At 40.5% G+C, this 21974-nt stretch carries 15 protein-coding genes and 1 tRNA gene; 9 read left to right on the plus strand and 7 right to left on the minus strand.

Annotated features, from left to right (window positions below):
* Positions 1-21 precede the first annotated feature (21 nt).
* The 4 genes from lon to ACT29H_RS06200 form a co-directional block, all read right to left on the minus strand.
* Positions 22-2448 (minus strand): endopeptidase La, encoded by a 2427-nt coding sequence (gene lon / locus ACT29H_RS06185; protein WP_444820739.1) that lies wholly within the window; start codon positions 2446-2448, stop codon positions 22-24.
* Positions 2449-2861: 413 nt separating this feature from the next.
* Positions 2862-3125, minus strand: a complete 264-nt coding sequence (locus tag ACT29H_RS06190; protein ID WP_444820740.1) for a type B 50S ribosomal protein L31 — start codon at positions 3123-3125, stop codon at positions 2862-2864.
* A 220-nt stretch (positions 3126-3345) separates the two neighbouring features.
* Entirely contained in the window at positions 3346-4536 is a 1191-nt protein-coding gene (locus ACT29H_RS06195) for a GNAT family N-acetyltransferase (RefSeq protein WP_444820741.1), read from the minus strand.
* Positions 4537-4657: 121 nt separating this feature from the next.
* Entirely contained in the window at positions 4658-5338 is a 681-nt protein-coding gene (locus ACT29H_RS06200; protein ID WP_444820742.1) for a DNA alkylation repair protein, read from the minus strand.
* Positions 5339-5573: 235 nt separating this feature from the next.
* On the opposite strand from ACT29H_RS06200, the gene ACT29H_RS06205 reads away from it, so the two are divergent.
* From ACT29H_RS06205 to ACT29H_RS06240, 8 genes are all read left to right on the plus strand, one after another.
* Positions 5574-5649 (plus strand) — tRNA-His (locus tag ACT29H_RS06205).
* 144 nt (positions 5650-5793) lie between these two features.
* A protein-coding gene (gene prfB / locus ACT29H_RS06210; protein WP_444820743.1) for a peptide chain release factor 2 occupies positions 5794-6901 on the plus strand; the annotation gives its coding sequence in 2 pieces (ribosomal slippage) (positions 5794-5856 and positions 5858-6901; 1107 coding nt in all).
* A 30-nt stretch (positions 6902-6931) separates the two neighbouring features.
* A complete protein-coding gene (gene fumC / locus ACT29H_RS06215; protein ID WP_444820744.1) occupies positions 6932-8329 on the plus strand; it encodes a class II fumarate hydratase in 1398 nt (465 codons plus the stop codon).
* Between the two features lie 278 nt (positions 8330-8607).
* On the plus strand, positions 8608-9210 hold the full coding sequence (locus ACT29H_RS06220; RefSeq protein WP_444820745.1) for a tRNA (guanine-N1)-methyltransferase: 603 nt from the start codon (positions 8608-8610) through the stop codon (positions 9208-9210).
* A gap of 230 nt (positions 9211-9440) precedes the next feature.
* A complete protein-coding gene (gene metH / locus ACT29H_RS06225; RefSeq protein WP_444820746.1) occupies positions 9441-13178 on the plus strand; it encodes a methionine synthase in 3738 nt (1245 codons plus the stop codon).
* A 232-nt stretch (positions 13179-13410) separates the two neighbouring features.
* Complete coding sequence (gene metF / locus ACT29H_RS06230; RefSeq protein ID WP_444820747.1) at positions 13411-14367, plus strand: methylenetetrahydrofolate reductase [NAD(P)H]; 957 nt, start codon at positions 13411-13413, stop codon at positions 14365-14367.
* 97 nt (positions 14368-14464) lie between these two features.
* A complete protein-coding gene (locus ACT29H_RS06235; RefSeq protein WP_444820748.1) occupies positions 14465-14926 on the plus strand; it encodes a regulatory protein RecX in 462 nt (153 codons plus the stop codon).
* Positions 14927-14942: 16 nt separating this feature from the next.
* Positions 14943-16325, plus strand: coding sequence for an LPP20 family lipoprotein (locus tag ACT29H_RS06240; RefSeq protein WP_444820749.1), 1383 nt, complete (start codon positions 14943-14945; stop codon positions 16323-16325).
* On the opposite strand, the gene ACT29H_RS06245 is transcribed toward ACT29H_RS06240, so the two are convergent.
* From ACT29H_RS06245 to ACT29H_RS06255, 3 genes are all read right to left on the minus strand, one after another.
* Positions 16315-17199, minus strand: a complete 885-nt coding sequence (locus ACT29H_RS06245) for a lysylphosphatidylglycerol synthase transmembrane domain-containing protein (RefSeq protein WP_444820750.1) — start codon at positions 17197-17199, stop codon at positions 16315-16317. The genes ACT29H_RS06240 and ACT29H_RS06245 overlap by 11 nt on opposite strands.
* Positions 17200-17374: 175 nt before the next feature.
* The gene (locus ACT29H_RS06250; RefSeq protein WP_444820751.1) at positions 17375-18673 is read right to left on the minus strand and encodes a KamA family radical SAM protein; all 1299 of its coding nucleotides are present in this window, start codon (positions 18671-18673) and stop codon (positions 17375-17377) included.
* A gap of 393 nt (positions 18674-19066) precedes the next feature.
* Positions 19067-21229, minus strand: coding sequence for a Na-K-Cl cotransporter (locus tag ACT29H_RS06255; RefSeq protein WP_444820752.1), 2163 nt, complete (start codon positions 21227-21229; stop codon positions 19067-19069).
* A 468-nt stretch (positions 21230-21697) separates the two neighbouring features.
* Between ACT29H_RS06255 and ACT29H_RS06260 the strand changes: the two genes are divergently transcribed.
* Positions 21698-21889, plus strand: a complete 192-nt coding sequence (locus tag ACT29H_RS06260) for a cold-shock protein (protein WP_029626520.1) — start codon at positions 21698-21700, stop codon at positions 21887-21889.
* The last annotated feature ends 85 nt before the right edge of the window (positions 21890-21974 follow it).

Genomic DNA, 21974 nt, shown 5'->3' on the forward strand with positions numbered 1-21974 from the left:
GACATATTGCAATAATACTTTTTAATCAACAAGGGAAAGTTCCAACACCTCATTGATATTTTCCACATAGTGAAAAATCAATCCTTCTATGTATATGGACTTAATTTCTTCAATATCTTTTTTATTGTCTGCGGGCAAAACGATTTCACGAATTCCGGCACGTTTAGCAGCCAATATTTTTTCTTTTATACCCCCTACCGGAAGCACCTTGCCACGAAGTGTTATTTCCCCGGTCATGGCGATCCGAGCCTTCACCTTACGTCCTGTAAATGATGACGCCAAAGACGTTACCATCGTTATGCCTGCCGATGGACCATCCTTAGGAATGGCACCTTCAGGAATATGAACATGGACATTATGCTCATCAAAAACCTTTTCTTCTATATTGAGTATCTCCGCATGCGACTTCAAATATTCAAGGGCAAGGATGGCAGACTCTTTCATAACATCACCTAAATTTCCTGTAAGTGTCAATTGACCTTTCCCCTTACTTAAACTGCTTTCCACAAAAAGAATTTCCCCTCCCGCAGCAGTCCATGCCAGGCCGGTAACAACCCCAACAAACTTATTATCCTGCCAAGTATCTTTGGAATATTTTTCAATACCAAGAAACTCCCTAACATCGGAAACCGCAATACTTTTTTTCACTTCTTCATCAGTTGCCAGTTTCAATGCTATTTTCCGAAATAAACGAGCCAACGTTTTGTTCAACTCTCGAACACCGGATTCTCGGGTATAATGATCGATAATATATGTCAATGTGCGCTTTGGCAAAGAAATCTTCCCTTTGGGAATACCATGATTTTCCATCTGTTGAGGCAGTAGATGACGTTTAGCAATCTCTACTTTTTCTTCAAGAACATACCCACTAACATCTATCAATTCCATCCGATCTAGTAAGGGTTGAGAAATGGTATTTAAAGTATTTGCCGTAGCAATAAAAATAACCTTCGAAAGGTCAAAATCCACCTCAAGAAAATTATCATGAAAAGCGTTGTTCTGTTCAGGATCTAAAACTTCCAACAATGCAGATGCAGGATCTCCATGAAAACTATTGCTAATCTTATCTATTTCATCCAATATAAATACAGGATTTGACGACCCGGCTTTTCGAAGATTCTGAATGATTCTACCTGGCATGGCTCCTATATAAGTTTTTCTATGGCCTCTAATTTCAGCTTCATCATGAAGTCCCCCCAATGACATTCTGACATACTTACGCCCTAATGCTTCTGCAACCGATTTTCCCAATGAAGTTTTGCCTACGCCGGGAGGGCCATACAAACATATAATAGGTGATTTTAAATCTCTTTTCAATTTTAAAACCGCAAGATGCTCCATGATCCGTTCCTTCACCTTCTCCAATCCATAATGATCTCTGTCTAAGATCCGCCGGGCACGCTTTAAATCAAAATTATCTTCAGTATACTCATTCCATGGAAGGTCCAACAAAGTTTGCAGATAATTATATTGAATGGAATATTCACCAGACGCAGGATTTAAACGATGTAATTTTTCAACCTCCTTCGAAAAAAGATCAGCTATCTCTCCTGACCACTTTTTCTTAGAAGCTTGCTTTTCAAGTTCTTTAATTTCTTGTTCTAATGGACTTGACCCCAGCTCATCCTGAATGGTCTTCATTTGCTGTTGAAGCAAATACTCCCGTTGTTGCTGGTCAATATCCTGCTTTACTTTCGACTGAATGTCATTTTTTATCTCCATCAGCTGGACCTCACGAACCAAAAACTCAACCAGCCGCATTCCCCGCTCTTTCAGGTCATGAATCTCAAGCAGTCGTTGCTTTTCTTTTACAGGAATATCCGTATTGGATGAAACATAATTTATCAGAAAAGCAGGATTTTCAATATTACGGATGGCAAACGAAGCTTCCGGAGGAACATTGGGACTTTGTTTTATTAAGGTTAAAGACAAATCCTTTAATGAAGATACGACCGCTTCGAATTCTCTTGTCTTATCCCCTTGAGGCTCTGCATCCGGAAGTACATGAATCCGACCAATAAAATAAGGATCCTCACTCACCATCTCCACCAATTCAAAGCGTTTCTTACCTTGAATAATAACCGTAGTGGAATTATCTGGCATTTGAAGGATTTTTACGATTCTGGCTACTGTCCCGGTTTTATACAAATCATCAATGCCAGGATCATCCACCTTAAAATCAATTTGTGTCAAGGTGCCAAAATAGCCATTTGACTCTTTTACATCATTAATAAGGCGATGAGATTTTTCACGACCAATAGCAATGGGAACAATTACCCCCGGAAACAATATAGTATTTCGCAATGGCAACACCGGCAACTCATCGGGAACAGGAATTTCATCAGTATCCTGTTCAATCTCCTCACCTATAATAGGAATATACTCAGCATTTCCATCCTCAAATTCGCTCATCCAAAAGGAATTCTTCGATTTCTTTAATTCATCCATATTTTAATTCTCTCAAACTTTAGCACTTTCTGACTGCTATTCTGACAGTCTATTTTCTGTCGTTTCTTTTTCGTAACATTTACTATCGGCAATGCTTTCCAAATCACAAATATTTATATCTGCATCCCCTGCCTCGCATTCCCATTTTTTAGAAAGCATAAAGCGCTTTAAATTAAACGTTTTCTACAACAAACTTAGATCCTGCTAAAAGCTGATCAAAGACCAATCTTTCTTATAGCTCCATAAAATAGCAATATGCATACCAACTATAATGTTACAATACATGTCCTTGCTATATGGTCAACATATATAAGCAAGAAAACAGCATTACCACTCAAATTTTTATCGCAACCCCGAAAACAAAAAACCCCGGATACTTCCGGGGCAAGAATTAATATAATATTTTTAACAAGCTATTTTTTCTTGGCTTCAAGATGCTTTTTATACCTATTCCGGAACTTATCGACACGTCCTGCCGTATCAACAAGCTTCATTTTTCCAGTATAAAATGGATGCGAAGAACTTGATATTTCAAGTTTTACTAATGGATATTCAGTCCCGTCAACTTCAATTGTGTCACGAGTATTAATTGTAGAACGGGTTATAAATGTATCGCCATTGGACATATCTTTAAATGCAACCATGCGATAATTCTCCGGATGAATTCCCTTTTTCATTGTTCAAATATTTTTCTTTACCTCAATATCAATTATTCTCTCATTGCCATAAATGGCATTCCGATTACATTCACTCTAAACGGTCCGCAAAATTAATCAATCCCACAACAATCACCAAAAATTTCTTTTAAAATATTTTCCTTTCCTTCTCAGTATGAAGTTACATCTTAAAAAGAAGCACTATGTATCACGTCTACCAAATACAATCAAAACTTTATTTTCAAGACAACAACTTTTCTTTTGTATCCACAGGAATTGATGATGCTCTTTGACTTTCTTTGCGTTTCTTCTCATCAAACAAGTAACGATACGTGATATGCCTTTTACCAAACTCGGCCCCTACCGATTCATGAAGAGCCCTCATTTTAGGATTAAAATCACCCACCCAAGAAAGTTCCATTTCTTTTATCCATGGCTTCTTTGCAACTTTTTTCCGCAGATGCCAAAAAATACCGGATTCTATTCCATTCCTCTGCCAACGAGGCCTAATCCCCATTATAACCACTCTGGTTCTAGTCATTACCTTCCGCCACTTCAGATAAACAAACTTTAACTTGTTGATAAAATTCATCTTACCATGAAAATATTTCAGAATTTGATTTACATCAGGAAACTGAACAAAGAACCCTATTGGCGTATCTTCATGATAAGCGAACCAGATCAACTCTTCATCCATAAAATCTTTTGCCTCATGTAAAGACTTACGAAGCGTATCTGCCTTCATTGGTGTAAAATTCTCATGAAATTGCCAGGCATCATTATACACTTCAATAAAGTCCTCAATAAATTTTTCACTTTCTTTCCACCTAAAGTGCCGAAAATGATATCCTGGTTTTCTGCCAACCCAGCCAGCAATTTTCCAGAACCTTTCCGGAAATGGTTTTTGAAGGTCAAGGATGTTTGTTACTTGTTCAAAGTAATTCTCAAAACCATACGCTTCAAAAAAATCACGATAATATGATGGATTATACTGCATCCCAAATGAAGGTTGAGTAAATCCTTCAACCAACAAACCCCAAAAATTATCATTCTCCCCGAAATTGATAGGGCCATCCATTGCTTCCATCCCTCTTTCAGAAAGCCACCTCTTGGCAGCATCAAACAGCATAAAAGCTGCCTCCTTATTATCTATGCACTCAAAGAATCCCATACCACCAGTAGGCTGCTGAAACCCATAGGCTTTCTTCTCATTCACATATGCCGCAACCCTGCCGATTGGCTTATTTTCATCCATTAGAAGAAAACGCGTGGCTTCTCCATGCTGAAAAAAATCGTTAATAGACGGATCAAAAACCTCCTCTACCATCATATCTAATGGACGAACATAAGCCGTGTCATTCTTGTAAATTCTATCAACAACATCTAAAAATTGTCTTTTTTCTTTAGCTGATTTTACTTCAACAATATGCATAAAAACAAAATTAATTTTCTTAAAAAATTCACGATATAACAACGCGATCAAAGTTAATTAATTTGGATAAACTTCCTAGATAGCAACTCAATCATCAATACGAAAAACTTCAAAGAACCCTTCAAAAGGCCTCCAATTCATACCTAACTTCTTCGGCCACTAGCATTTCATTCTCACTCCCTTCCTTTAGCCATAGATTTATCGTATCCTCTATTAGGCCTCTATACTCTTCACAAAATCGACCTCCCATCTTCATCGCAAATCCCACGGCTCGATGCATTTGCTTCTCTTCAATCAAATGTTTAAAGGACGGCATCAATTCTTTCATCCGTTTAAATCCCTCATGCCCTTTTTCCCTAAGTCTCCAGCCGATTGCCATTGCAGAGGCATACCGTTGAAACATATTTTCACTATCTAACCAATCCAATAGGATTTCCTCCCCTATACCCAACTGTGAAAGAAGATTTCTCCCCATCTGCTCGGACAGCTCTAAAGTATTCAGCTTCTTCCCCCAAGCCTCAAGTTCGGAACGTTCAATACCTTTTGCATCTGACACCATGGTCGCCATAATCATCGTTTCCCTCACCTCTCGATACCACAATCTTCGAGCAAGCTCATTATCAGCCTCCAGTTCTTTGGCCATTTTTCTAAGATAAATAATAGAAACCCCGTAATTAAGACGATAACGGGCACCTGAATTATTTATCAATTCTGCAGTTTCTCCATTTTTCAGATGGCGAATTTTGCCCAATATAATCTCAACTTGACGATCTATCTCTTCATTCAAAGGAAAAAATTTCATCTAAAACATCTTTAATCTCAGTTATACAAAACTATTTTATATCATTATTAATTCAGGAACCTCAGAAAAAATTAACCTCACTCATTTCCTACATTCTCCGATCTTCTCAAATCGCAATAAAGAATATTACTGATTTCGTTTCACTTGACACTTATGAAGCAATAATAGACGCATTTTTTAAAAAAACATTTGCAAAACTAATGGAAAAAATTTTACCTTTGCACCCACATTAAACGGTGATTGTAGCTCAGTTGGTTAGAGCGCCAGATTGTGGCTCTGGAGGTCGCCGGTTCGAATCCGGTCTTTCACCCTTAAAGCGAACAGCTTAACACGAGTTGTTCGCTTTTTTTTTGGCATTAACATCCAATAAAGAAATATATCTTTAATTTTGACATTCTGCAAGACTTTCGAAAATTAAATTATTACCTTTGCATGAAAATCTAAAGAATAAAATCATGGTAACATCTGAAATGATGAAAGAACTTACCGGACGCGAGATCGCGTTAAGGAGGTATCTTTGACATCGACCGAAAAAAAATTGAAATAGAAGAAGAAGAAATGAGAACCCAGGCCCCGGATTTTTGGAACGATCCCCAAAAAGCCGAAAAAATCATGAAAAAAATAAAAGACCTTAAAAGCTGGGTTAATGCATATCAGGAAATTAAGACTGCTATCGAGGAAGTCTCTGTCCTGATAGAATTTCACAAAGAAGGTGAAGCGGATGAAACCGATGTAATCCATCAGTACAAGAAAACAGTCAAACTCGTCGAAGACCTGGAGCTGAGAAACATGCTTCGCAAGGAAGAAGACAAGTTGGGTGCCATTCTTAAAATAAATGCCGGGGCAGGAGGAACTGAAAGTCAAGATTGGGCAGAAATGCTCATGAGAATGTATGTCCGGTGGGGAGAGCGCCGAGGATATAAAGTGACAGAGACCAACTTTTTAGAAGGAGATGAAGCCGGAATTAAAACCGTCACCCTTCAATTCGAAGGAGATTATGCCTACGGTTATCTTAAAAGTGAAAATGGCGTTCACAGGTTAGTACGCCTTTCACCGTTTAATGCGGCCAATAAAAGGATGACTTCCTTTACGTCAGTATTTGTTATTCCATTGATTGACGACACCATCGAAGTGGAAATAAACCCGGCAGACATTACTTGGGAAACTTTCCGATCGAGCGGTGCCGGCGGTCAAAATGTCAACAAAGTAGAAACCGGTGTAAGGTTAAGACATGCCCCCACTGGAATTGTAATTGAAAATACCGAATCAAGATCACAGGGAGGAAACAAAGAAAATGCTTTACGCATCCTGAAATCACAGATCTACGAATTGGAAATCAGAAAAAAACAAGAAGAACAAAATAAAATTGAAGCACAGAAAAAGAAAATTGAATGGGGCTCACAAATCAGATCATACGTGCTTCAGCCATACAAACTAGTCAAGGATATCCGAACCAATCATGAAACCAGCAACGTTCAGGCTGTTCTTGATGGTGAAATAGACGATTTCATCAAGGCATATTTGATGCAGTTTGGAGGAGAAGAAATCTTTAAAAAGAATTAATCGTTTCAACCACTTTTAAACCTAATAAAAATGGAATACCGCATAGAAAAAGACACCATGGGCGAAGTAAAGGTGCCCGCAGACAAATACTGGGCTGCTCAAACCCAACGTTCAGTAATGAATTTCCCAATTGGACCTTCTGCGTCCATGCCCATCCAAATCATCCGGGCTTTTGGATTTCTAAAAAAAGCTGCGGCTTATGCCAATGAAGAACATGGCATTCTTCCTAAAGAAAAAAGAGAATTGATCGAGAAAGCCTGTAATGAAATTATTGACGGAAAATTAGATGATCAATTTCCTTTGGTCATTTGGCAAACCGGTAGTGGAACTCAATCCAACATGAACTGCAACGAGGTTATAGCCAATCGGGCCCATGTCATCAATGGTGGAAAACTTGGTGAAGGAGAACGCCCCATACACCCCAATGACGATGTCAACAAATCTCAATCGTCCAATGACACCTTCCCCACTGCGATGCATATCGCGGCCTATAAAATGCTGATCGAAAAAACCATTCCCGGCATCGAAAAACTGAGAGACACCCTCCAAGCCAAAGCCAAGGAAATGATGGAGGTAGTTAAAATTGGAAGAACCCATTTAATGGATGCTACCCCGCTTACTTTGGGACAAGAATTTTCAGGTTACGCATCTCAACTCACGCATGGCCTGAAAGCGCTGAAAACCACCTTAGAGCACCTTTCTGAACTGGCATTGGGTGGAACTGCTGTCGGTACAGGCCTAAACACCCCCAAAGGGTTCGATGTTACTGTTGCCAAATACATTGCCAAATTCACCGGCATGCCTTTCAAAACAGCCGAAAATAAATTCGAAGCATTGGCAGCTCACGATGCTATTGTCGAAAGCCATGGTGCGTTGAAACAAATCGCCGTTAGTCTTATGAAAATCGCTAACGACATCCGACTATTGGCTTCAGGTCCACGATCCGGAATCGGAGAAATATTAATCCCTGAAAATGAACCAGGTTCATCCATCATGCCAGGAAAAGTAAATCCTACCCAGGCCGAAGCAATGACAATGGTTTGTGCTCAGGTAATGGGAAATGACACTACGATTTCAGTTGCTGGATCTAACGGACACTTTGAACTGAATGTTTTCAAACCTGTCATGATCTACAATTTCCTTCAAAGTGCTGAACTGCTGGGCGATGCTTGCGTTGCTTTCAACGACAAATGCGTCATTGGAATCAAACCAAATCACAAACGCATAAAAATGCATCTCGATAATTCCCTGATGCTGGTGACTGCCCTTAACCCGCACATCGGGTATTATAAATCAGCGGAAATTGCTAAAAAAGCTCATAAAGAAGGTACGACTCTAAAAGAAGCTGCTCTTGAGTTGGGATACCTCACTGAAGACGAATTTAACAAATGGGTAGATCCGTCAAAAATGACCGGTTCTCTCGATTAATTTTTTCAATATAAAAATGCAACAAACCGTCTCGCAAAACGAGACGGTTTGTTTATTTATAAAAGCGGCGACCTACATTGAGGTCATTTCCTTATCTAACTCATGTTTTCCCAAATGTTTTTCTCTCATACTACCGTTTTTCCCAAAGTGTTTTTTTAACTTTGTGCCAATAAAATTTAATTTCTTCAGGTACAATTTTATTATTGTTTTATCGTTACATCTTTGTTCGACTATAAGCAGTAAAGTATTGTTTCGAAAATTGGGAAAATTAACAGGTCATGAAAACTTACTCCTTCTTTATAATTCTTTTTACCACATTTTTGTGGATCAACTCTTCAATTGCCCAAAACAAAGAAGAAGCAACTTTGGATAATGGAGACATCTCTGGCCAGTTCGATTACACCATTACTAAATCAAGCAAATACGAAGAATACAGGGTCGTCAGAACAGCGTGGCTTTATAAATTAAAAAACAATGTTCTTGATTCACTCAAACTTCTCCACGACAAAACATATACTCTTGAAACAACCATTGATTCATTAAATAATCACATTGCTGATCTTAAGGATAATTTAGAAACGACCCAGAAAAAATTGGATGATACGGTTCGCTCCAAAAACAGTATCCCTTTTATGGGCGCTGAAATCCAAAAAGAAAAATACAACACCATTATGTGGAGTCTGGTATTTATTCTGATTGCCGGTGCAGCTTTCCTTTTCCTGCTTTTCAAAAGATCCAATTATACAACCAAACAAATGCAGGAAAAATACTCAGATCTGGAAAAAGAATTCGAAGCTCATCGTCAAAGAGTCTTGGAAAAAGAAAAAAGAATAGCCCGTCAACACCTTAACGAATTGAACAAACTCAGAGGACGGCAATAGACCACTTTTTTCGCAAATTCAGAACAACTTCCTCCAAACTTTGTCACATCTTTCATCCATTTTTTATGTTTGGGTGAACATTCTTTCTTTGAAAACCCTTCTTATTACGTTATCACATATTTCGTTAACTTTGCCTTTCAGTGCATTGTTTTTGTTTTTTATGACCGCACATTTGTGCATAAATAAAATAGGGGTATCACTTCCGCCTCTAATACAACATTACTTTAATTATGAGCAAAACAGAGATTTTAAAAGAGTTGGTAAGTAAGAGGGTTTTACTCCTCGATGGAGCAATGGGAAGTCTTATTCAACAGCACAAACTGACTGAAGACGATTTCAGAGGAGAAAGGTTTAAAAACCATCCCACTTCTCTTAAAGGCAACAATGATTTACTATCTCTGACACAACCGGAGATTATTCATCAAATTCATGAACAATATCTTGAGGCCGGAGCCGACATCATTGAAACCAATACATTCAACTCAAACCGAATCTCTCAAGCCGACTACAATCTGGAAAAGGAAGTCTATAATCTCAATAAACAGTCGGCTATTCTAGCCTCAAAAGCAGCCAAACAATATAGCTCTGAAGACAAACCAAGATTCGTTGCTGGATCCATGGGGCCTACCAACAAAACCGCTTCATTAAGCCCAGATGTTAATAATCCGGGATATAGAGCCGTCACCTTCGACGATTTGGTAGAAGTATATGCCGAACAGGCATCAGGGCTCCTTGACGGAGGAGTAGACATCTTACTTCTCGAAACCATTTTTGACACACTGAATGCCAAAGCAGCTCTCTACGGAATTAGGAAAGAGTTAAAAAAAAGAAACCTTACCGATTTCCCTGTCATGGTTTCGGTTACAGTGGCCGATGCCAGTGGAAGAACTCTTTCAGGGCAGACTTTAGACGCCTTCTTAATTTCAGTTTCACATTTTCCACTATTTTCCATAGGGCTGAACTGCTCTTTTGGTGCAGAGGATTTAAGATCTTACGTTAAACAAATTGGAGAAAAGTCTTCACTCTTCATCAGCGCCTATCCTAATGCGGGTTTGCCAAATCAGTTTGGAGAATATGACGAAACTCCCGACCAAATGGCGCCAAAAATTTTTGACTACCTGAAACAAGGTTTGGTCAACATCATTGGAGGGTGCTGCGGAACAACTCCCGAACACATTAAGGCCTTCGGTCAATACCTTAAAGATGCGAAACCTCATGTTCCTCCCCAAATAGAAAGAAAAACTCGGCTAAGTGGACTCGAACCTTTGGTCATTGATAAAAATACCAATTTTGTAAATATCGGTGAGCGAACAAACGTGGCTGGTTCCAAAAAATTTGCCCGACTCATTCGGGAAGAAAAATATGAAGAGGCTCTTTCCGTAGCACAACAACAGGTAGAAGGAGGTGCCCAAATCATTGATGTCAACATGGATGACGCCATGCTTGACGCCAAAAAGGAAATGGTTACATTCCTTAATCTGATGGCCTCAGAACCGGATATTGCTTCTCTCCCAATTATGGTGGATTCTTCTAAATGGGAAGTTTTGGAGGCAGGACTTAAATGTCTTCAGGGTAAAGCCATTGTCAATTCCATAAGTCTTAAAGAAGGAGAAGAATCTTTCGTCAATCAAGCCTCAACCATCAAGGAATATGGGGCTGCAGTAGTCGTTATGGCTTTTGATGAAAAGGGACAGGCCGATACTTTTGAAAGACGTATCGAAATTTGCGAAAGAGCTTACCGCTTGCTCACTCAAAAGGTAAACTTCCCTCCTGAAGATATCATCTTTGATCCGAATATCCTTGCCATTGGGACAGGCATTGAAGAGCATAACAATTATGCTGTTGAATACATCAAGGCCACCACATGGATCAAAGAAAATCTACCTTATGCAAAAGTAAGTGGCGGAGTAAGCAATCTTTCCTTCTCTTTCAGAGGCAACAACCTGGTACGCGAGGCCATGCATTCAGCATTTCTTTACCACGCCATTAATGCGGGTATGGATATGGGAATCGTCAATCCAGGAATGCTCCAAATCTACGACCAAATACAGCCTGATCTGTTGGAGCTGGTAGAAGATGTGATTCTCAACAGAAGATCGGATGCCACCGAACGGCTTATTGAAGCTGCAGAACGGCTTAAAGATAAAGGAAGTAAAGAAAATCAAACACAAAAAAATGCCTGGCGTGAGCTGCCACTCGAAAAAAGACTCCACCATTGTCTGATCAAAGGTATTTCTGATTTTTTGGAAGAAGACCTGCAAGAAGCCCGGCAAAAATATGATTATGCCCTCGACATTATTGAACAACCCCTCATGGATGGGATGAATATCGTAGGAGAACTTTTTGGTGCTGGAAAAATGTTTCTTCCGCAGGTTGTGAAAACAGCCCGCGTCATGAAAAAAGCCGTCGCATGGCTCGAACCTTTTATCGAAGAAGAAAAACGCCAAGACCAAAAAACACCTTCCAAAAAAGCTAAAATTCTTATGGCAACCGTCAAAGGTGACGTCCATGATATCGGAAAAAATATCGTTGGTGTGATTCTCGCCTGCAACAATTATGATGTGATTGACTTGGGGGTGATGGTTCCCGCGGAAAAAATACTCAGCGAAGCCGTGAAACAGAATGCTGATATCATTGGGCTGAGTGGACTCATCACTCCGTCTCTAGAAGAGATGAGCAATGTGGCAAAAGAGATGGAGCTTAGAAATATGAAACAGCCACTTTTAATAGGTGGGGCCACAACCTCGAAAATTCATACAGCTGTTAAAATTGACCCGTTCTATAATGGACCTGTGGTTTATGTAAAAGATGCCTCAAGAAGTGCTCAAGTAGTAGGAGCTCTGCTCTCGAACAAAGAAAAAAGCAATTTTATTTCTTCGTTAGAAAAAGAGTACGAAAAACTTCGTGCCGACAATAAATCCAAAAAAATCAAAGAATACTTAAGCATTGAAGAAGCCCGAAAAAGAAAGTGGACCACCAACTGGGAACAAGCTCCCATCAAGAAACCCAACATTTCAGGCATCCAGGTTTTCAATGATTATCCTGTTAATGAAATTGTCCCATTTATTGACTGGACTTTCTTCTTCCAAGCCTGGCGTCTAACCGGCAATTACAGAGGGATTGAGAAGGTTACGGATAAAGCGTCAGAACAAGAATGGATCAACAACTTCGCATCCGATACCTCGAAAGAAAAAGCGGTTGAAGCGCTAAAACTTTGGAATGATGCTCAAGATATGCTACGCAAAATTCATACGGAGAAATTACTTAAACCCAACGCTGTTATCGGTATTTTCCCTGCCAACAGCATCGGTGACGATATTGAAGTTTATAAAAATGATGAACGCTCGGAAGTGATAGCTACATTTCACTTCCTAAGAGAACAACAAAAAAAGAAAGGAAAGGAAACTTACTATTCCCTGGCAGACTTCGTGGCACCAAAAGCATCCGGCACCAAAGATTATATCGGTGGTTTTGCTGTTAGCGCCGGCGAAGGAATTGAACAATGGATTAAGCATTACGAAGAGCAACATGACGATTACAACGCCATCCTGCTAAAATCTCTTGCCGACAGACTGGCCGAAGCTTTTGCTGAATTGATGCACTTCCGCGTACGTAAAGAATTCTGGGGATATAATCCCCATGAGACCTTTAATTACGACGACCTGATTCGGGAAAGATACAGAGGGATCCGGCCTGCTTTGGGATACCCCGCATGCCCCGATCATAGTGAAAAAAGAATCCTGTTCGATCTTCTTAAAGCCGAAGAAAATGCAGGCATCCAATTGACCGAACATTTTAGCATGTATCCCAATGCATCGGTTAGCGGACTTTACCTCGCTCATCCTGATGCCATCTATTTCGGTGTAGGAAAAATAAAAAACGATCAGGTGGAAGATCTTGCCAGAAGAAAAAAACTCAATGCCAAGGAAATCACTAAATGGTTCCCTTCTAACATCGCTGATGAATAAACTTGCTATTTGAGATGGTCATCCTATTTTTTTCTTTTACGTTGAGAACCACAAGCTTTATTAAATTAAACCATTGCCCGCAGGAAACAATGTGACAGATCTTACATAGTTTTATAATGTAACAATCTTGACCTCCAACATTTCCTTCTGGACACCAAAAACAACTTTTATTGTGTTTTCAGAAAAAACAAAACAATTCCTTTTGTCAATATTCTAATCCTTATTACTGAAAATGACCACTGTAGCAGAACTAATACGAAACACAGACAAACCTTCTTTTTCTTTTGAATTGCTTCCCCCATTAAAAGGTAATAGCATCCAGAAAGTCTTTAACACCATTGACCGACTAAAAGAATTCAATCCTCTCTACATAAACATCACCTCTCACCGGGATGAAATTGTTTACAAAACCAATGAAAAGGGAATTACTGAACGGCGCGTATTCCGAAAAAGACCGGGAACAGTAGCCGTGGCGGCGTCCATACAAAACAGATATCAGATTCCGGTAGTGCCTCACATGATATGCAGTGGTTTCTCCAAAAGCGAAACCGAGTATGCACTCATAGACCTTAATTTCCTGGGCATTCACGACTTACTCTTGCTGCGTGGAGACAATTCTTCTCGACATGAATTTTGTAAATCCGGACAAGAAGAAAACACTTATGCCATTGACCTCATCCATCAAGTCAACAACCTTAACAAAGGACAGTTCCTCGACGGCACATTCATGGAACCTTTTGAAACCCCTTTCAGCTATGGTGTTGCCGGCTATCCCGAAAAGCATGAAGAAGCACCCAACCAAGAGTCGGACATCTATTGGCTAAAACAAAAAGTTGAGGCAGGGGCAGAATATGTCATCACTCAAATGTTCTTCGACAACGAAAAGTTTTTCTCTTTTGTAAACAAATGTCGCCAAGCTGGCATTACAGTTCCTATTGTCCCGGGAATTAAACCCATAAACATTAAAAATCAACTTACCATACTGCCAAAAGTATTCCACACCGAAATACCAGAACCACTGGCGCACGAACTCCGAAAATGCAAGAATAATGAAGAAACATCACTTGTTGGAACAGAGTGGGCCACCATGCAGTGCAAAGAACTACTATCCAGGGGATTCAACTTATTACACTTCTACTCCATGATGGCTACACAAAGTGTTTATGATATTGCCAAAGAAGTTTATTAATTGAAATACATATCCTACTCATTATTATCAACATTCAAAAACCTATTTTAATTCTAAAAATCTTTAATTTCGTATCTTCATTGTTCAACGTTGTTCTATGGATTATAACACAGCCCTGCGTAAAGCTTCATCTCTTTGTTCCAGGCAAGAATTCTGTTGCTCCGAAATCAAAAAAAAACTCGAAAATTGGGAAGTCACTTCCTCGCAACAGGAAAAGATTATTTCAGTCCTGATTCAGGAAAAATTTATCGACGAATCCAGATTTGCAATGGCCTATGTTCGCGATAAATTCCGCTTTAACAAATGGGGTCGGCATAAAATCAGATGGCAACTGAAACAGAAAGCTATACCTGATGAAATTATTAACAATGCACTGACGCAGATTGAAGAAGAAGAATACAAACAGACTCTTACCTCTCTCATAAAATCCAAACTGAAACAAATCCAAAACCGCGACATTCAAAAACAAAAAGCCGCCCTCATCAGAAATGCCACATCAAAAGGTTTCGAAATGGACGTGATCATCCCGGTTGTGGAACAATTATTGTTAAAAAAATAAAAAACGACTTTTCAATATGAGCAAATTCTACCTCCTCGTAATTGCTGCAATGCTGGTTTTCTCTAATTTTCAAGCACAAGCCGGAAAACCTAAATGGGTCAAAAAACGACCCTCCGAAAACGAATACTATATCGGCATTGGAATGGCCTTCAAATCCGGAAACGCAGGTCTGGATTATGCCAAAAAGGCAAGAGCCGATGCCCTAAGAGAAATGGCCTCCGAAATTGAAGTCACAGTATCTTCCAATTCCCTGCTCCATCAATTTGAAAACAACTATGCTTTCAAAGAAACTTTTGAATCTAAAATTGCCACATCGGCCGAGGAAAACCTAACTGGCTATGAAGTGCAAACATGGGAAAACAAAAAGGAATACTGGGTAATGATGCGCCTGAACAAAGAGCTATTTCGACGGCGTAAACAACTCGACCTCGAAATGGCGAAAAAGAAAGCGGCTTCCTACCTCTACGAAGCTCGAAAGCTCGTCGATAAGTTGGACATCACGCCTGCTTTGGCCGCCTATTTCAAGGCCATCGAATCCCTTGAAGACCATCTTAAAGAAGACTTGACATACCGCTCTGTTGACGGAAATATTAACTTTGGAACCGATATATTGAACGACCTTAGACAACTATTCTCCAAAATTTCCATTACACCGATCAATCCTGAATATCAGGTTTCATTCTCCAAAACAATGGATGCTCCGCTAACGGCCAAAGTGGAATATTTCGCCCCCCAAGGAAGAAGGGTGCCCGTAAGAAATTTCCCGGTAAAGTTTCAATTTTCTCAGGGCGAAGGAATTATACAAGAAAAAGCCATTTCTAATCCCGGAGGAGAAGTGGAAAGTTATATCCAAAAGCTTGAATCTTCTTTTAAAAAACAACAGGTCACCGCCACTTTTGACCATACTGCCCTGCTCCAAGATGAAAACATTAATAGCCCTCTTGTGAGATTCTTCCTTCCCGAAGGAATTGCTCCTGTGGCAACCTTCGATATTGAACTACAGAAGTCGGACGCTTGGTTCTCCGCAACCGAAACAATCTTTGATGTCCCCCAAATACGACAACCATTTGCAAATATTCTGAAATCGGATCTAAACGAAACCTTTTTCAACTTTACTCACTCCCCGGAATCTGCAGCATACATCGTAGAAGTTTCCGTTTATTTCAGAAAAGGCGAAATTAAAAAAGGAAAAGGCTATGAAGTCTATCTGGTTTTTGCCGACCTTAATTTCTCCATCACATCCAGGGATCAAGGCACAGAAGTATTCAGTGAAACCGTGACCGGCATCAAAGGAATGCGACCGGGTAGTTACGACTACGCATTAACAGAAGCTCGCGACAGACTTTTGCAGAAATTCAGAGAAGAGATTTATCCCAGGCTTGAAATTCTTAATCTTTAATATTCATCAATAATTTCCGGGGCTTCAGGGTATACCTTAACCCCGGAAGTGCACAAACCACTGATACCATAAAAAATAACAAACTCAAGGCAACGGCAGTATCAACCTGAAGATCCAGATACTCGGCACCCATCAGAAACGTAAATTCGCGTGCACCAATGCCTCCTAAAGTCACAGGAACAGATGCCATAATGGACGAAAGAAAAAATAGAAACAAATAGTCGTCATATCTGCCAAAGTCCTTTACACCCAAGGCATAGAGCAGGCATACTGCCGAGATCATTTGCACACCCTGCACCACTACCGACCATATACTAATACGAGCAAATGCTCGGAGAAAATGTGGCAATACCCATCTCAAAAAAACATTTAGTGCAAGAAGAGGGAATGGTATCAATACTACCATCCACGCTTTATAAGGAATGGAATAATCGATATAATAGAGCAGCATCAAAATAAAAGTCATGATCACCGTCAGCCCCGACAAACGATCCGCAAAAATGGCCCCCAGCGACCTTTTCACCGGCACCTTTAAATAATGGTTGAGCAAGTAAATTTTAAAGCCGTCTCCTCCAACGCCCCCCGGAAGAAAAAGATTGTAAAACAAGCCCAGCCAATATAGTTTCAGGTTGGTCTTCTCTGATAGTTGCACCGGAATTAATCGAAACAGTATATTGAGTCGAAATGAAGACGCCACTTGAGAGATCATATAGATCAGAAGCGATAAAAACAGAAACCACAGATTGGCCCTGGTGATAGCACTACCGATTTCCGATAAATCAATTTTGGTGGTAATATACCATAGAACACCGACACTAATTAAAATCTTAGCGATCAGTTTTAATGTTTTCACGGGGCGATTGCTCTTCTTCATCGACTATTTTTATATGCTGTCCACTGAGTTAAGAGCTCAAAAGTACAATAATTTGAAAAAAAAACGCTTCGGCAATACCGAAGCGATTGGTCTCTTCCTATGTTCAAACCTCTATTTCAAAGCATTTCTTTATCCTTCTGTGCGAAGCATTTTGGCTTTAAACCTTGAAATAAAACTAGAGTAACATTCGGGCCAGGTCTTCTTCAAAGAAAAACTCTTCCTGTCCAAATGCCGGTTTCAAATCATCCATCCACAAGGCGCGAGGATCATATTTCGCAAAGAAGGGGCGTCCTACCCAGTCGCTATTGCGACCCTGGATAAATTCGCACACAAACACCTTTTCACCTTTTACTTCACTCACTCCAATGATTCTTACTTTTCCGGGGGTACAGGACATGCTGGGACCTCTTACCGTACGCGAAATACCACTTACTTTGGTATAGGCATTCCGGAATATCTCCCAGGCCCTTGCCAGCGATACCCCAAAATACTCCTGTGCTCCCGTATCTCGGGCTACAAACATATAATAAGGGATCAAGCCCATATTCACCTGCTTTTTCCACATGGTGCTCCAGACATCTCCTTTGGCATTGATGTGATTAAGCAATGGCGACTGCGTTCTAATTTGCGCTCCCGTGCTTCGGATACGTGATATGGCCTTGGCTACCGCTTCGGTTTCCAGTTCCCGATAGTGGTTAAAATGAGCCATAAAAGCCAATGACTTTCCGGCTTTGGTTACTTTCTCAAATACGCGTAATACATCATCGGCATCACTATCCGTCAGATATCGATAGGGCCAGAAGGTAAGCGATTTACTACCTATTCGAATATTTTGCAAGTGGGGAATGTCTGCTTCTAGCAGTCGGGTAATATAGTGATCAAGGATGGAGGCTTTCATCACCATCGGATCACCACCCGTAAATAGTATGTCGGAAATTTCGGGATGCGCTTTCAGATAGTCTATGACGTAGTCAATCTGATTCATGGCAAATTTCAGATCATCCATCCCGGTAAACTGAGGCCAACGGAAACAAAAGGTACAATAGGCATGACATGTCTGTCCCTGGGTCGGGAAAAACAGCATCGTCTCATCATACTTGTGCTGAATACCCGGCAACTTCTGACCGTTCAACTCGGGAACATTATGCGCCTGCCCGGCAGGGTGAGGATTTAATTCGTGGCGGATCTCATTCGCCACTTTTTTTAGGGTCACTTTGTCTTTCCCCGCATCCAAGGCGGTGGCCATACGCTGAAAATCCTCCGTTTTCAACATATCCCTTTGAGGAAAGTTCAGGATAAAAATCGGATCTTCATGAAAATTATCCCAGTCAATAAGTTCATTTACTACATAGTTGTTGGTTTTAAAGGGCAGAACATGACCGACCACATCAATATTCCTTAAATCCTGTTCATTTAACCGATCAATCTGCGGAATTTTGCGATAATTGTGTAAAGAATAAATCTGATATTTCATAGGCATCCAAAGTTTATTTTGTTTATTATTTTTTCTCTTTCGATACACCAACACATCCTTCTCTAAGATCAAGATATGCTTCGGGTGCCAGTACGTTCTTAAACAATAGAAGGCAATTGGTATTGCCGCAAGGAGGAATCCTCAAAGGGTCGGAATAAATAAGGATTTGGGACAAATATACGGAAATTTGGACAACCACGCAAACGATAGTAAACACCTGTGCTGATTTTCAGCCATTTACGCACCTACCCCTCAATTAAAACAATTATCTACTTACACTTTTTCACTTTCACTCACTAAAACCGGCGAATCCGTCCATAAAAACCAGATTTATAAATACACTTATTGCTTCCGATTCAAAAGTAAAAGAGCCATTGCACACAAAATGTTCTATCAACTCAAAATTTCTTTAAACGCAATATCGTGCGAGGCCACGACAAATAACCTCCTGGGTATAGCAGCAGTTTTTGTTTTCAAATCATTGTAGTAAGATTCAAACGTATCATCAGGACTCTTCAATCCCAGCATCACCAGATCGGCATCCATCGAATCGGATGTCAACAAACTGAAGATCTCATCTTTGGCGCCCACCAGAATCTTGCGATCAAATTCCACTCGAATCGACGACAACAGGTTTTCCAAATTCTTTTCTGCCTCTGCGGCAGCCTTTCTTGAGGCAACCACCATCTTTATCGTTACCGACACCTGTTGCCAGTGCGGACTGTTTTGCATCATATAGGCCAATACCATCATCAGGCCGCCATTACCCTTCAGGCCACCCCACCACAAGTCAACCTTAAGCACCTGACGACCTGTCATCGGATTTTCGTCACGAAGGATGATCACATTTTTCCGTGACTTATAAAAATGTGAAATCATTTCTGCATAGGCTTCATGATGCGATTCATCGGTGGTATCGCCCAACAGTATCGTATTGGGAACTACCGAACCCAACCCATAGGCATTACTCAGATGCCGGGCTCCAATAAAGGGATTTTCGGCACGCATCACCCGAACCAGAGAGCGAATATTTTTCTCTAAAAGATATTCTCGTATCTGCTTTTCGTACTGATATATCTTTTCCTGCGAAACACCCTTTTCGGGCAGTATCGTTGCAACTGTAAATAGCCCTTTCTCTTGTGCCAGCCCATTGGCAAAATCGATCAAATGCCACCGCTTTACTGGAGCACCTGAAAACACCAATATATTGGGACGCCAGCTCCGGGGATCTTCCATCGACGTTAACCGCAACATCACAAAGCGCACTACCTGCAATAACATCCCGTTGCGGACATCCCCCCAGGTGGTTTTCAACCGACGTCGACGTAGCCAGCCCAAAACGATCAAAATAAAAACCACTGCAAGCACCGTGGCCACCGCATGAATCAAAAACATCACCGCAACACACCCCAATGCACCGATCAACGAAAATCCCCAATGAACCTTAAACTTGGGTCGAAATGAAGGACTTTTTAAAAATCGCTCAATACCTGCTGTTACATTCAAAATCCCATACGTGGCCAGAAAAAACATGGTCAATATTGGCGCTATGGTATTCAGATCGCCCGCAATGACGCATACCAGCGTAATGGCGATGGTTAGTATGGTACTCCCTTTGGGAATGTTCTCCTGTCCATAACCCTTAGAAAGAAATGAAAACCTCCGAGGCACAACATTATCCCTGGTCAAGGCTTGCAACACACGCGGCGCTCCAAGCAAACTACCCACCGCACTGGAAAGAGAGGCTCCCCAAATCCCCAACACGATGGCGCCTCCCCAAAACGAAATCCGCATCATTATCAGAGGATCGGAAACCAAACTTGCCACATCGGCACGACTCGACAAGACGATCGGTAACAACATATAGATGAAATACCCCGTCCCCACGGCCAGAAATGTACCATACGGTATCGACTTCGACGGGTTCTTCAAATCGCCCGACATGTTGACGCCCGCCATAATGCCTGTTACGGCCGGAAAAAAGACGGCAAAAACCTGCCAAAAACCCACCGAATCCGAAGCAGCAATACCGGCCATCTCTACATCTGTCGAATCCAGTGGCTTTCCTCCCAACAGAGAAAGAATAGACAATCCGATAACTGCCAGTATAACATATTGAGCCCGGATCGCCGCCTGGGTCGAATAGAAGGCCAAGCCCCCCAACACCATGGTCGTTACCAAACCAACTGCCTTGATATTCAAAAAAGGAAAGATGGCCACCATACTCTCTGAAAAACCCATCACATAGAGGGCCACCGACAGCGTCTGAGCCAAATAGAGAGGAATTCCCAACGCACCTCCAATCTCTACACCCAACGATCGACTGATCATATAATAGGCGCCACCCGCTTTTACCTGTGTATTGGTGGCGATCGAAGCTATCGACAGCGACGTCAAAAAAGTGATCATGGTCGAGAGACTCACAATCAACATGGTACCCATCAAACCAACATTCCCTACAACCCAACCGAATCGCAAGTACATGATGACCCCCAATATCGTCAACAACGAAGGCGTAAACACACCGCCAAAGGTACCCAGCTTTTTACTTTCCATATTATTATTTTAATTCCCTATTCGATACGAATTGACCAATCCATTCAGATTGCTAAAAAACAAAGATATTAATATTTAGCTCACAACAATTTGGTACTTCAGAATCCTCCTCCAACCTCCTTCTTCTGCACAAATTGAAATAATTTGACAAAATATGTATTAAAAAACTTTCATACACACCCTTGAAGGTTATTCTGAACACCAATTCCACAAAGAATCGAAAAACAACGCATTTCTCTATAAATAAATTAATTAAATCATATTCCAACCCATTACAAACAACTTTTGGTACCCGTCGTCAAAAATATCTGACATTTTGTGCTCTTTTATAATGCTAAATCCAAATAATGTTCTTTTATTTGTATACTAAATATTTTACTCATGTAGATGGTATGATATTGATTGATTGAAAAATCAGACAATGCATATCCGAAGCATGAAACGATTAACAAACAAATTTAATTTAAAATGAAAACAGGTAAAGTAAAATTCTTTAATGAATCAAAAGGATTTGGATTTATTAAAGAAGATGAGTCGGAAAAAGAATTCTTTGTTCACGCATCCGGTCTTATCGACAGAATCAAAGAAGACGATGAAGTAACTTTCGAACTCGTCGAAGGCAGAAAAGGTCTTAATGCTGTAGATGTTAAGTTGGTTTAGAATATATATTTCAATACCATAATACATTAAGCACAAAATTTAAAGAGAGCTACCCCAAAAGGGTGGCTCTCTTTTTTGGCATTTC

The organism is Thermophagus sp. OGC60D27, from assembly GCF_052400625.1.
Taxonomy (GTDB): Bacteria; Bacteroidota; Bacteroidia; order Bacteroidales; family Marinilabiliaceae; genus Thermophagus.

Coding starts and splice junctions, on each gene's coding strand:
- lon (WP_444820739.1), bottom strand. CDS start 2,448: ATGGATGAATTAAAGAAATCGAAGAATTCCTTTTGGATGAGCGAATTT.
- ACT29H_RS06190 (WP_444820740.1), bottom strand. CDS start 3,125: ATGAAAAAGGGAATTCATCCGGAGAATTATCGCATGGTTGCATTTAAA.
- ACT29H_RS06195 (WP_444820741.1), bottom strand. CDS start 4,536: ATGCATATTGTTGAAGTAAAATCAGCTAAAGAAAAAAGACAATTTTTA.
- ACT29H_RS06200 (WP_444820742.1), bottom strand. CDS start 5,338: ATGAAATTTTTTCCTTTGAATGAAGAGATAGATCGTCAAGTTGAGATT.
- fumC (WP_444820744.1), top strand. CDS start 6,932: ATGGAATACCGCATAGAAAAAGACACCATGGGCGAAGTAAAGGTGCCC.
- ACT29H_RS06220 (WP_444820745.1), top strand. CDS start 8,608: ATGAAAACTTACTCCTTCTTTATAATTCTTTTTACCACATTTTTGTGG.
- metH (WP_444820746.1), top strand. CDS start 9,441: ATGAGCAAAACAGAGATTTTAAAAGAGTTGGTAAGTAAGAGGGTTTTA.
- metF (WP_444820747.1), top strand. CDS start 13,411: ATGACCACTGTAGCAGAACTAATACGAAACACAGACAAACCTTCTTTT.
- ACT29H_RS06235 (WP_444820748.1), top strand. CDS start 14,465: ATGGATTATAACACAGCCCTGCGTAAAGCTTCATCTCTTTGTTCCAGG.
- ACT29H_RS06240 (WP_444820749.1), top strand. CDS start 14,943: ATGAGCAAATTCTACCTCCTCGTAATTGCTGCAATGCTGGTTTTCTCT.
- ACT29H_RS06245 (WP_444820750.1), bottom strand. CDS start 17,199: ATGAAGAAGAGCAATCGCCCCGTGAAAACATTAAAACTGATCGCTAAG.
- ACT29H_RS06250 (WP_444820751.1), bottom strand. CDS start 18,673: ATGAAATATCAGATTTATTCTTTACACAATTATCGCAAAATTCCGCAG.
- ACT29H_RS06255 (WP_444820752.1), bottom strand. CDS start 21,229: ATGGAAAGTAAAAAGCTGGGTACCTTTGGCGGTGTGTTTACGCCTTCG.
- ACT29H_RS06260 (WP_029626520.1), top strand. CDS start 21,698: ATGAAAACAGGTAAAGTAAAATTCTTTAATGAATCAAAAGGATTTGGA.